The organism is Megasphaera hutchinsoni (assembly GCF_001553405.1).
GTDB lineage: Bacteria > Bacillota > Negativicutes > Veillonellales > Megasphaeraceae > Megasphaera > Megasphaera hutchinsoni.
The window spans coordinates 274,850-285,386 of record NZ_KQ960952.1 but is presented as its reverse complement, the minus strand read 5'-3'; the positions used below and the strand labels follow the sequence as shown (position 1 = coordinate 285,386).

10 protein-coding genes and 1 other annotated feature are annotated in these 10,537 nt (G+C 37.2%); all 10 genes read left to right on the top strand.

What is annotated here, in order from left to right; all coding sequences use genetic code 11:
- Positions 1-99 precede the first annotated feature (99 nt).
- The 10 genes from HMPREF3182_RS05350 (at position 100) to rlmB (ending at position 10,330) form a co-directional block, all read left to right on the top strand.
- A complete protein-coding gene (locus tag HMPREF3182_RS05350; RefSeq protein ID WP_007392338.1) occupies positions 100-546 on the top strand; it encodes a CtsR family transcriptional regulator in 447 nt (148 codons plus the stop codon).
- 14 nt (positions 547-560) lie between these two features.
- Positions 561-1,010: a hypothetical protein gene (locus tag HMPREF3182_RS05345; RefSeq protein ID WP_062485949.1), complete on the top strand. Its 450-nt coding sequence runs from the start codon at positions 561-563 to the stop codon at positions 1,008-1,010.
- A 2-nt stretch (positions 1,011-1,012) separates the two neighbouring features.
- Positions 1,013-2,056: a hypothetical protein gene (locus HMPREF3182_RS05340; RefSeq protein WP_062485947.1), complete on the top strand. Its 1,044-nt coding sequence runs from the start codon at positions 1,013-1,015 to the stop codon at positions 2,054-2,056.
- A 10-nt stretch (positions 2,057-2,066) separates the two neighbouring features.
- Positions 2,067-3,446: a DNA repair protein RadA gene (gene radA, locus HMPREF3182_RS05335; protein ID WP_062485944.1), complete on the top strand. Its 1,380-nt coding sequence runs from the start codon at positions 2,067-2,069 to the stop codon at positions 3,444-3,446.
- A gap of 59 nt (positions 3,447-3,505) precedes the next feature.
- Positions 3,506-4,690 (top strand): PIN/TRAM domain-containing protein, encoded by a 1,185-nt coding sequence (locus HMPREF3182_RS05330; protein ID WP_007392349.1) that lies wholly within the window; start codon positions 3,506-3,508, stop codon positions 4,688-4,690.
- The gene (ispD, locus tag HMPREF3182_RS05325) at positions 4,691-5,881 is read left to right on the top strand and encodes a 2-C-methyl-D-erythritol 4-phosphate cytidylyltransferase (protein ID WP_007392331.1); all 1,191 of its coding nucleotides are present in this window, start codon (positions 4,691-4,693) and stop codon (positions 5,879-5,881) included. It abuts the gene before it with no gap.
- A gap of 16 nt (positions 5,882-5,897) precedes the next feature.
- Positions 5,898-7,355, top strand: coding sequence for a glutamate--tRNA ligase (gene gltX, locus HMPREF3182_RS05320; protein WP_007392341.1), 1,458 nt, complete (start codon positions 5,898-5,900; stop codon positions 7,353-7,355).
- A gap of 61 nt (positions 7,356-7,416) precedes the next feature.
- Positions 7,417-7,625: a binding site (T-box leader), on the top strand.
- Positions 7,626-7,663: 38 nt separating this feature from the next.
- A complete protein-coding gene (gene cysS / locus HMPREF3182_RS05315; protein ID WP_007392729.1) occupies positions 7,664-9,109 on the top strand; it encodes a cysteine--tRNA ligase in 1,446 nt (481 codons plus the stop codon).
- A complete protein-coding gene (locus HMPREF3182_RS05310; RefSeq protein ID WP_007392747.1) occupies positions 9,106-9,597 on the top strand; it encodes a Mini-ribonuclease 3 in 492 nt (163 codons plus the stop codon). The genes cysS and HMPREF3182_RS05310 overlap by 4 nt, the downstream gene beginning before the upstream one ends.
- The gene (gene rlmB, locus HMPREF3182_RS05305) at positions 9,590-10,330 is read left to right on the top strand and encodes a 23S rRNA (guanosine(2251)-2'-O)-methyltransferase RlmB (protein WP_007392720.1); all 741 of its coding nucleotides are present in this window, start codon (positions 9,590-9,592) and stop codon (positions 10,328-10,330) included. Before HMPREF3182_RS05310 ends, rlmB begins: the two co-directional genes overlap by 8 nt.
- The last annotated feature ends 207 nt before the right edge of the window (positions 10,331-10,537 follow it).

Below are 10,537 nucleotides of genomic sequence, written 5' to 3'. Positions count from 1 at the left end.
CTTTCGTTGTAGAGCTATTTTTGTTGCAAAAAGTCAAAAAGTCTAATATAATAAGACGTGAGAATAACCATTTCAATATGCAGAATGTAGGTGATAGACATGAGTGTATTAGCAGACGAAATAGAGAAATTAATTTTGCATAAATTATTAAAAGAAGAAAAAGAAAATGTTATTTTAAAACGAAATGAATTAGCAGATGAATTACAATGTGCACCTTCTCAAATTAGTTATGTTTTAAGCACTCGTTTTTCTAATGCGAAAGGGTATCACGTGGAATCAAGACGAGGATCGGGAGGTTTTGTACGTATTGCGAAGATGAGAAATAAAAAAACGGAGCACTCTCCTGTTGTTGTATCAGAACAAATGCCCGTTATTTCAATTCGGTTGCAAGATCTAGATCGAGTATTGTTTCGTCTATTAAAACAAAAACGCATTACCAACCGTGACGCCGTATTATTGCATCATACCTTTACGGCCTTATTTGCGGAGGTCGATGATGAACAACAGCGATTAGCGGTTGTTAGTCGTATTTTAGAACATATATAAACCGAGGAAATGATATGAAAGATGATAGTTATAAAATACTTCCAGCACTGACACTTTTAAAAGGAGACAAGAAAGCGGTAAAAGAAAGCACACAAGAAATCTCTTTATTGTCATGGAACGATGATTCTAGTGAAGATATGGAACAAGTCGATAATAGAGAGGAGCATATAGCTTGTCCTTTTTGTGGCACTACCTTTGAGTCGTTTCAAAAAAAGGGAATGTTTGGTTGTGCTGTATGCTATGAAACGTTTTCTTCACACATTGCAGCACTAGTACGACGCATACAAGAAGGAGAAAGACATATGGGAAAAGTACCTAATCGAGGACATGGCGTTTTTTCTACTGCACAAAAAGTACGACAATTACAGCAACATTTAGCCCAAGCGGTAGTAAATCATAACCAAAAAGAAGAAGCACATCTTCGGCAACTCATTGATAGTTTAGACGAAGGGATTGGGAAATAGAAATGGGAAACCAACGATTTCAGGATATGTTTGCGTCATGGCAAGAACATGCTCAAGCGGCGTATGATGTCGTGCTTGAAAGCAGAGTTCATATTCATCGAAATATACGTTCGTATGCGTTTCCCTTAGTTGCAACGGCAGAGGTCTTATCGAAGGTTTATCAAGATATTAAGCAAGCTCTATATCTTGCACGTGAAACGGAATTTTATTGTTTACAATGGATTGATATTGATTCGCTTACGGCAAAAGAAAAAGAATGGTTTGTTTCTTGGCATTGGATAACGGCTGAAATGACCAATAGAAAGTATACGGGACTCGCAATTTCTGCTGATGGGGCATTACAATTGCAACTTAATGGAACCGATCATATACAGATTAATACAGCTTGTACAGGGTTTTCCCTTAAGCCACTTTGGCAACGGGCTAATGCTTGTGATGATGCCTTAGAAGCGGTGTTACCAGTTGCTTTTCATCGTAAATTGGGATATATAACGGCTTCGCCCGCACTGTTGGGAACGGGCTTAAAAATTAATATCTTGTTACATTTACCTGGTATAGTACAACAACAGCGGTTACGTTATCTTATCCCTTTTATTACCAATGAAGGATTTTTGCTACAACGAGATGTAACACCAGAAACACATATTTTTCAATTAACAAATCAAGTGACTTTAGGTGTGACAGAACAGGATATAATGGAGCGAATATTCAAAGTAGTGCAACGTATTGTAAATGAAGAACGACAATGCCGTTTGCAATATATAGAAGAGAATCAAGCTGCTTTTATCGATATGGGGAAGCGTGCTTATGCGATTCTTTCGTATGCTTATATGCTTAATCGGTTAGAATGTATGCGTTTATGGAGCCAATTACGATGGGCTGTGGCCTCTCGGTATATCGCCCTTCCGCTAATTGCATGTGACCAATTGTTTTTTGCCGCACGTGATGCAGATATCGCTGATGTAATGACGAAGAATAAGTGCACTTCTATCGAGATAAATAGGGCAGCTTTTGTACAAAAAGCATTAGAAAAATATAAGGTATAGGGATAGAATTATGCGAAAAGTAAAAACACAATTTGTATGTACCGAATGCGGTAGTATTAGTAGTCGGTGGTTTGGTAAATGTCCGCAGTGCGGAAATTGGAATACCTTAGAAGAAGCACCTGTGCCTTCTAGGAATACTTCTTCGCGACAGGTATTGCCGCGTCATGGTACGAGTGCTAAATTATGTTCATTGAGTGATATTGAAATGGCTTCACTTATACGTATGGAAATAGGTATTGCTGAATTAGATCGTGTTTTAGGCGGCGGTATTGTCCCGGGATCATTAATTTTATTAAGCGGTGATCCTGGTATTGGTAAGTCAACGTTAGTGTTGCAAATGGCTGCATCTGTGGCTAATAAAGGAAAGGTAATGTACAGTTCTGGAGAAGAATCAGCGGGGCAAATTAAATTGCGGGCAGAACGTTTAGGTATAACATCGTCAGCGATTATGGTACAATCGGATATATCGCTAGATATGATTTTACAAATGGCGATACGTTTACGACCGGCTCTGCTTATTGTAGATTCTATTCAAACGATGTATACTGAAGATTGTGAAGGTGCACCTGGAAGTTTAAGTCAAATTCGAGAGTGCACTGTAAAGTTAATGGGATTTGCCAAGACGGAAAATATTTCGGTATTGGTTATTGGTCATGTGACGAAAGAAGGTACGATTGCAGGTCCACGGGTTATGGAACATATGGTGGATGTGGTATTACATTTTGAGGGGGAAAAAAATTATCAATTTCGAGTTTTACGGGGAATTAAGAATAGGTTTGGCTCTACTAGTGAATCAGGATTATTTACGATGACGGAAAAGGGGTTACAAGAAGTGCGTAATCCTTCGCAGTTATTATTAGCAGAACGGACACAAGTGTATCCAGGGGCAGTCATTACGGCTGTAATGGATGGTGTGCGACCTTTGCTTTGTGAAATTCAGGCGTTAACGACACACTCTATTTTTTCCGTACCGAGGCGAACGGCTTCAGGCATGGACTATAATCGGTTGATTATTTTGTTAGCGGTATTAGAAAAACAATTGGGTTTACGGTTGGGTTCTTATGATGTTTATGTTAATATGGTAGGTGGTTTAAAAATATCGGAAACAGCTGCCGATTTGGCAACATTGATGTCTATTTATTCAGCCTTACGGGATACTCCTTTAGATAGAAATACAGTCGTCATGGGAGAAGTGGGGTTAACGGGAGATATTCGACGTATTCCACATGTATTACGACGTATACAAGAAGGTATAACCTTAGGATTTACGACTTATATTTTGCCATATGGCAATAGAGATGACATAATGAAACAAGGCGTTTCCTCTTGCAAAATACATACAGTAAAAACAATTCAGGAAGCAGTACAAATTGCTTTTTCATCGGAATAGGATGAAAGAAGATAGGATACATGATGGATCATGATTTTTAAAGTCAGGATGTGAGATTTATGCATCAAAAAAAACGAAACGAAAAGGAGATTATGCCACGTAACTCCAGGAAATTTAACAGTAAAATTATTGCTGATAATATCATGAAAGGGATCATGGTATTAATTTTTGCTGTTATTTTTGTATTATTGGCTGATCGTTTTATTGGCTCCTCTTTTTTTGATCAAGAAGTGGAAGTTGATTGGTTTAATGGTAGTATTTTTGGTACTACTCTTGCTAAAGCTGCCATTTATGTGTTGGGGGCTATAATAGGTAGCATCATTGGCTTTTTGTTTTCTCCTTTTTTAATTCGTCTTATTTGGCGTTCTATTCATCGTATTGAACTTAGTGTCGGTGATTTTGAAGGGCAGGATTTAGTTATTGGAACTTTGGGATTGCTTTTTGGACTTATTATTGCTAATTTAGTTGGACTTACTTTTTATCGCCTGCCTCTCATTGGTGCGTATGGACCTATTGTATTTAGTGTGATTTTTGGCTATGCGGGAGTTAGTGTTTTTTTGAAGAAAAAAACGGATATATCGGGTGCAATTATGAATTTTCGTATGGGTCGACAAGGTCGCGATAATACTAAAGATAAAACCATAGTAAGTTCAGGAAAATTACTGGATACAAGTGCTATTATTGATGGAAGGATTGCAGAAATTTGTAGTACCGGTTTTATTGAGGGACCGATATTGGTGCCTGTTTTTGTCTTAGAAGAACTCCAATTAATTGCAGATTCATCGGATTCATTAAAACGTATTAGAGGAAGACGAGGCTTAGATATTTTAAAAAAAATGCAAGAAGATAAGCATGTAGAAATACGTATTTTAAATGATGATTTTGATGATATTCAAGGGGTCGATTCTAAATTAGTGCGGCTTGGCAAAAAATTACAAGTAAAGGTGGTTACGAATGACTATAATTTAAATAAAGTAGCCGCTTTGCAAGGTGTTGTTGTATTAAATATTAATGCTTTATCTAATGCCTTAAAAACAGCCTGTATTCCTGGAGAAAACATGTATGTTTACGTAGTTAAGGCGGGTAAAGAGTCGATGCAAGGGGTTGCTTATTTAGACGATGGAACGATGATTGTTGTAGAAAATGGTGAACCCTATATTGGTAAAACAATTGGTGTTGTGGTGACATCGGTTCTGCAAACGGCCGCAGGTCGGATGATTTTTGTAAAGGTATTGGAAGCGTAGGTGACATTATTGAATGTAGCGGTGATTGTAGTGGCGGCTGGTTCGGGAAGTCGTTTTGGATATAAGCGAAATAAATTGTTTTTTCCTTTATGGGGAAAACCAGTATTACAACATACATTGAGTCATGTTTTTCAGGCAACCTTAGTAACCGAGGTAATTATTGTCTATGCAGAATGTGATTATGCTGATATAAAAAAAATGGTGCATGAATTACATCCACGGCAAATAGTGAGATATGTATTAGGTGGTAAAGAAAGAGAAGATTCGGTTTATCAAGGCTTATTGGCAACGAGTGAAGCGATGGATATCGTTATGGTTCATGATGGTTCAAGACCGATGGCTGGTCCCGAATATTTTGATCGAGCCGTGCCTGTAATGGAACAGGCGGAAGCTGCGATTTATGCTATTCCTGTTAAAGATACGATTAAACAGGTTTCTCATACAGAATTGTATGGTACGCAGGAAATACAAACGTTAAAGCGCAGTCAACTTATTGCAGCTCAAACGCCGCAAATATTTCAACGTCATACTTTATTACAGGCTCATCAGTATGCTAGAAAGCATCATCTATCAGGAACAGATGATGCTTCACTGGTAGAGGCAATGGGTAAAAAAATTATCGTTTTGCCTGGAGATGAACGAAATCTCAAGGTTACGACACGAGAAGATATCACTATATTGGAAGCGTCGGTACCATGCAAATCAATTCCACGTATAGGCATAGGATATGATGTGCATCCGTTGGTGGAAGGAAAAAAGTTAATACTTGGGGGTGTTTCTATTCCTTTTTCGCACGGATTAGCTGGTCATTCGGATGCGGATGTATTAGTGCATGCCGTAATGGATGCTTTATTAGGAGCTGCGGGATTAGCGGATATTGGAACGTATTTTCCCGATACGGATCAAACATTAAAAGGAATTTCTAGTTTACTTTTATTAGAAAAAGTAAGAGAGATTATTTCTACAGGTGGCTATTGTATTCATAACATTGATGTCATGCTCTTAGCACAAAGACCTAAATTAAAATCATATATCCCGCAAATGATAGAACGTATAGCTATTGCATTACGTATTGATAAAACGGCGATATCTATAAAAGCAACGACGACAGAACATTTGGGGTTTGTCGGTAGGGAAGAGGGAATGGCTGCACAAGCGGTAGCAATGATAATAAAACATAACATGAAGTAATATAGGAGGAATTATAATGGCTAATAAAATTCGAGTTCGATTTGCACCGAGTCCAACCGGACCATTTCATATAGGTGGTGCTCGTTCTGCGTTATTTAATTATTTAATAGCAAAACATACACAGGGAGATTTTATTGTTCGTATTGAAGATACTGATAGAAAACGTTCGACTAAAGAATCGGAAGATAATATAAAAGAAGCGTTACGTTGGCTCCATATTAATTGGGATGAAGGTATTGATATAGGGGGCGATTATGGCCCATACAGGCAAACAGAACGGTTGGATTTATACAAACAGTATACAGATAAGTTATTAGCAGAAGGAAAAGCGTATTACTGTTTTTGTGACACGGAAACCTTAGAAAAGCAAAAACAAGATCAATTAGCCAAGGGTGAAACACCTAAATATGAGGGAACCTGTCGACAGTTGCCAAAAGAAACGATCGATCAATATTTAAAAGAAGGTAGACCGTATGTTATTCGTATTAAAACGCCGTGTAATGAAATTTTAGCTATTGACGATATAGTACGAGGGCATGTTGAATTTGACTCTAATCAAATTGGTGATTTTGTTATTGTAAAATCAGATGGTATTCCTGTTTATAATTACTGCGTTGTTTTAGATGATGCATTAATGAAGATTACACATGTTATTCGGGCGGAAGAACATCTTTCTAATACGCCGCGACAATTAGTTTTATACCATGCTTTAGGTTTTACACCACCTACGTTTGCACATGTTTCGTTGATATTAGGTGCGGATAAGAAAAAAATGAGTAAACGTCATGGTGCGACATCGGTTCAACAATATCGCGATTTAGGATATTTACCAGAAGCTATTTTTAATTTCTTAGGATTATTAGGATGGACGCCAGAAGGGGAAAACGAGATTTTAAGTCAACAAGAATTGATTCAGCAATTTTCTTTAGAGCGAGTAGCTAAAAATCCGGCCGTTTTTGATATTGAAAAATTGAATTGGATTAATTTTCATTATATGAAGGGGTTGGATGAAGAACAGTTATTGACATTGTGCTTACCACATTTACAAAAAGTGGGATATGTCAATGATGATATGGTTAAAACACAGCATGATTGGTTAAAAGCGATGGTAAGTGCACTGAGAAATCACATTCAATTTGGAGCACAAGTCGTAGAGGCGGCACGTATCTTTTTTACTGATGAATATGAGCCGGAAAATGAAGAAGCGGCAGCGGTTTTACGAGAACCTTCAGCAGCAGATGTATTGCGTATGTTTAAAAAAGAATATACAGACTTAGAAGTAATAACGGCTGATACGGTACGCCCTTTATTTAAAAAGATTCAAAAAGAAATAGGCGTGAAAGGAAAATTTGTATATATGCCTATTCGTGTCGCTTTAACAGGTAATATGCATGGTCCTGATTTAGATGTTATTATTTCCTTGATGGGGCATGATAAGGTTGTGACGCGCTTAATGAACAGTGGCTTAGTGTAAGCTTATCTTGACAGAAGGATTCTTTTTCAGTACCATATATATTAAGCAATAATTATATAAGATATATGCAAGGAACAAAAATAATTGTACGGATACACTACAGAGAGAATAGGGGTAGCTGAGAACCTGTTTAGATTATGTATCAACAATGATGCCTTTGGGAGCATGCTGAGTGAATACGAGTAATTCAGTACGGTAACACCCGTTATGTGTGTAGAGATTATGGTATTGCCATAAAACAGAGTGGAATCGCGGGCCACCGTCTCTGTAGGGACGGTGGCTTTTGTTTATATTAGGGAGGATTACAGATGCGAGATTTATTTGTATATAACACATTGACACGAAAAAAAGAATTATTTAAACCGCAAACACCAGGACATGTAAATATTTATGTATGTGGGATTACCCCTTATAATCATTCTCATATGGGAAATGCTCGTCCTTTTGTGACATGGGATGTAATTAAACGGTATTTAAAACATTTGGGATATGAAGTAACACATGTTCAAAACTTTACTGATGTTGATGATAAAATTATCAATGCGGCTAATGGAGAAGGTGTATCATGGGATACGATTGCTAATCGGTATATTGCGTCTTATTTTGAAGTAATGGATGCATTGCATGTTCACCGCGCCGATATATATCCGCGTGTTTCTGAACATATGGATGCAATTTTTACTATGATTCAAACGCTAATTAATAAAAATATCGCTTATGTATTAGATAATGATGTATATTATAGTGTAGAAAAGTTTGATGGGTATGGTAAATTAAGTGGTCGTTGTTTAGATGATATGATGGCAGGAGCACGTATTGAAGTAAATGACAAAAAGAAACACCCTATGGATTTTGCTCTTTGGAAGGGAGCTAAACCAGGAGAACCAGCTTGGGATAGTCCGTGGGGAAAAGGTCGTCCTGGTTGGCATATTGAATGTTCTGCTATGAGTCATCAATATTTAGGTAATTCATTTGATTTTCATGGAGGGGGTAGTGATTTAATATTCCCGCATCATGAAAATGAAATAGCTCAATCAGAAGCATGTTTTGGACATGAACCGATGGTTCGATATTGGTTGCACAATGGATTTATTACTATTAATTCTGAAAAAATGAGCAAATCTTTACATAATTTTTTCTTAGTTAAAGATGTTTTAGCTTATTACAAGCCTGATGCTGTACGATTTTTCCTTATTTCCAATCATTACCGCAGTCCTCTTGATTTTAGTGATGCTCGGTTAAAAGAAATGACTAGAAGTTTAGATAGAGTGCGTACATCCATTGTAAATGTATTAGCCTTATTGAATATGCCTACTGGTTCAAAATCGGCGGAAGCGGATAATCTGTTACAGGATGCAAAGCAAATTATGGAAGATTTTGAAACAGCTATGTGTGATGATTTTAATACGGCTTTAGCAAGTGCAGGGATTTTTGAATTGGCAAAAAAAGTAAATATTTATCACCAAGCAGTGGCACAACAAAAAGTAGCGGTAGATTCATCTGTTGTAACGGAAGTTAAACGTATTTTTAGAACGATGACTGATATTTTAGGTATTTTAGAGGATGCATGGCAAGAACAATCAGACGATGTAAAACAAACGGAGTATGCTGCTTTAGTTGAAACGATTTTAGATATTCGTAATGAATGCCGTGCTAATAAACAGTATGAACTAGCCGATTCTATTCGCAATAAATTAACTGAATTAGGCATCATAATTGAAGATTCGCCACAAGGAGTACGGTGGAAAAAATGAAATTTGCACATTTGCAAGCACTCAAGCAAAAAGCATATCAAGCATTTTTAGAAAATCAGGTATTTGATAATTCTTCTAAAGATCCTGCCGCTTTTGATTCTTTATCCTTAGCCTTTATTGGCGATGCCTATTATTCATTATGTATGCGAAAAAAATTAATCACTTTAGGCATCCCTCATGTTCAGGTTACGCATTTGTTGGCAGCAGAATTTGTTTCCGCAAAGTGTCAATCATTTGTGTACCGTCATATGCAAACGATGTTGACTGAAATGGAGAAAAAAGTTTGTTTGCGTGCCAGAAACGCTCATTCACAAGTACCTAAAAGTGCTTCTGTTCAAGAATATAAGGAAAGTACGGCGTTAGAAGCTTTATTGGGATATGTTATCATCGCTCAACAAGAAAAACGAAAAGATGAATTGATGAAACAAATTATGTTATATGTACAACAATATTGTGAGATGATACATGGTAGGAGTCGTCATGAATAAAACAAAAAACTGGATCATAGGAAGAAATAGTGTAAAAGAAGCATTACGGGCAGGACGAAAAATACGCAAATTATATATTACTAAAGGCCGGCAATCAAAAGGTATACAAGAGATTATTACGCAAGCAGAACAGGGACATATTCCACTGGAATTTATAGCGACCAAAGACATGGATGCGTTATTTCCTACGACACGTCATCAAGGTATTGCTGCTGAAAGTGAGCCTATCGTGATGGTTGGGATTGATTCTGTTTTAGCGATGGTGGAGGCAAAGGGGGAAACGCCTTTTTTAATATTATTAGATGGCATTGAAGATGTGCATAATATGGGAGCGATTATTCGTACAGCCGAATGTGCTGGGGCTCATTCGGTTTTAATTCCTAAGCATCGCAGTGCACCTATTAATGAAACGGTAGGAAAAACATCTGCTGGTGCTATTGAGTATATGCCGCTTGTTTCTATTGGTAACGTTACACAGACGGTACAACGGTTACAAAAAAAGGGGTTCTGGGTAATCGGTGCAGATATGTCAGGATCAATTGAATACGATCAGGCAGATATGACGGTGCCGTTAGTTTTAGTGATTGGTAGCGAAGGGAAGGGGATTTCCCCCTTAGTAAAGAAACACTGTGATCTGCTTGTGCGTATTCCTATGTTTGGACAAGTTAATTCTTTAAATGCTTCGGTTGCATCTGCTATATTAATATATGAGGCGGTTCGTCAAAGAAAGTAATAAGTAATGAACGAGTTATTTATTAGTGGAGATCATACACTTATTTACGTGTGGTCGTAATTGAAAAATATATAGTGAATCAATGGGAAATGCACAAGAATTAGTAATTAATATATTATCTGGGGATGAAAAAGTGGCAGTAATAAAAACGAATTATCTACCATTTAAAACAAAGTAATGCGAGCAGTCTTCTTGTTAAGCCTGTGC

What these genes read in the sequence shown, in the direction of transcription:
- HMPREF3182_RS05345 (WP_062485949.1), top strand. Translation starts at nt 561, where the DNA reads ATGAAAGATGATAGTTATAAAATACTTCCAGCACTGACACTTTTAAAA.
- HMPREF3182_RS05330 (WP_007392349.1), top strand. Translation starts at nt 3,506, where the DNA reads ATGCATCAAAAAAAACGAAACGAAAAGGAGATTATGCCACGTAACTCC.
- HMPREF3182_RS05350 (WP_007392338.1), top strand. Translation starts at nt 100, where the DNA reads ATGAGTGTATTAGCAGACGAAATAGAGAAATTAATTTTGCATAAATTA.
- rlmB (WP_007392720.1), top strand. Translation starts at nt 9,590, where the DNA reads ATGAATAAAACAAAAAACTGGATCATAGGAAGAAATAGTGTAAAAGAA.
- gltX (WP_007392341.1), top strand. Translation starts at nt 5,898, where the DNA reads ATGGCTAATAAAATTCGAGTTCGATTTGCACCGAGTCCAACCGGACCA.
- HMPREF3182_RS05340 (WP_062485947.1), top strand. Translation starts at nt 1,013, where the DNA reads ATGGGAAACCAACGATTTCAGGATATGTTTGCGTCATGGCAAGAACAT.
- radA (WP_062485944.1), top strand. Translation starts at nt 2,067, where the DNA reads ATGCGAAAAGTAAAAACACAATTTGTATGTACCGAATGCGGTAGTATT.
- HMPREF3182_RS05310 (WP_007392747.1), top strand. Translation starts at nt 9,106, where the DNA reads ATGAAATTTGCACATTTGCAAGCACTCAAGCAAAAAGCATATCAAGCA.
- cysS (WP_007392729.1), top strand. Translation starts at nt 7,664, where the DNA reads ATGCGAGATTTATTTGTATATAACACATTGACACGAAAAAAAGAATTA.